The 1451-nt window shown below is 57.2% G+C and carries 1 protein-coding gene; it reads right to left on the bottom strand.

The window, feature by feature from the left end:
* Positions 1-33 precede the first annotated feature (33 nt).
* Positions 34-1400 (bottom strand): IS3 family transposase gene (locus HHL14_RS32740; RefSeq protein ID WP_169501737.1). Its coding sequence is split into 2 segments (ribosomal slippage): positions 34-929 and positions 929-1400, totalling 1368 coding nucleotides; the frame shifts between segments, so codons are not numbered across the junction.
* Positions 1401-1451 lie beyond the last annotated feature (51 nt).

Genomic DNA, 1451 nt, shown 5'->3' with positions numbered 1-1451 from the left:
TGAACTGACCCCGCGAAGTTGGACGGTTAGAGATTAAACGGTACGCGAGGCCTGGGTCCTGTATTGCACGGGACTCAGGCCTTTCAACTTGAGCCTGATGCGTTCGTGGTTGTAGTAATGGATATAACGGTCCAGCGTCTCGCTTAGCTGCTCCACAGAGCTAAACCGCTGTGGCCGGTAGCACTCGGATTTGAGCGTCCCGAAGAAGCTTTCCATCGCAGCATTGTCGAGGCAGTTGCCCTTGCGGGACATGCTCTGAGTCAGCTTGCGCTGCTTCAACTGCTGGCGCAAGGCCGGCATTCGGTACTGCCAGCCCTGATCCGAATGCAGCAACGGGTGCTCTTTGCGTCCGAGTCTGGCCAATGCCTTCTTCAACATGCTACTGACCAGCTCGAAGCCTGGTCGTCGTTCCATCTGATAAGCCACGATTTCACCGTTATACAGGTCCATCACCGGCGATAGATAAAGCTTCTCGCCGCCGACGTTGAACTCGGTCACATCGGTCACCCACTTCTGATTAGGCCGCGCAGCTTCGAACTGCCGTTGCAGCAGGTTGGGCGCGGCTTTGCCGATCTCACCTCGCCACGAACGGTATTTCTTCGGACGTACCAGAGACTTCAACTGCAATTGCTGCATCAGCCTTTGCACGGCCTTGTGGTTCACCAGCTGACCGGTCTGCCGGATGGCAGCCGTGACGCGCCGATAGCCATAGCGTCCCGCGTGGCGTTCGAACACGCTCCGGATCTTCGTCTTGAGATCAGCGTGTCGGTCATCGCTGTGCAGTGCTTTGAGCTGGTAATAAAACGTGCTGCGAGCCAAACCCGCCACCTTCAGAAGCATGGCTACCGGATGGTGCTGCCTGAGATCGCGCACTATTTGCGTTTTTTCTTTTGCGCTGCCTGCTTCTTTGCTTGCAGCAGCGCATCGAACTTTTTTAGGTACGCCACCTCCGCACGCAGATACTCGATCTCCTTGAGCAATTCCTCGCGCGGGCGCGTGTCGGGTGAATTCGCCTGGGCGGGGCGATCGGGCGGTGAGGCGTTCATCTGTCGGGGGCGCCCTCGTGGACGGGGCACCAAAGCGTTTATACCGCCCTCATCATACAGACGCGCCCAGCGAGCCACACTACCTGCATCACGGATGTCATACCGCGCTGAGACTTCCCGCCCGGATAGCTCATCACGCCACATGTGCTTTAACACCCGCATCTTGAATTGCGCATCGTAGCTACCGTATTTGCTGCGCAGTGCCGCGCTGCCATGTTCGCGATACGCCGCGACCCAGCGCTCCAACATCGCGTGATGGATTTCATGACGCGCTGCCAACGCTTTAATCCCACTCTCGCCTTGCAAATATGCGTCTACCAACCGCTGCTTGAACCGTTCGTCGTACTTCGCCATGAAAAACACCCCAAAGGTTGGATCAGTGTCCAACTTTTGGGGTGCAGTTCA

The organism is Paraburkholderia antibiotica, assembly GCF_012927125.1.
GTDB classification, from domain to species: Bacteria; Pseudomonadota; Gammaproteobacteria; order Burkholderiales; family Burkholderiaceae; genus Paraburkholderia; species Paraburkholderia antibiotica.
Note: the sequence above shows the minus strand (reverse complement) of the source record. Positions and strands in the feature narration are given on the sequence as shown.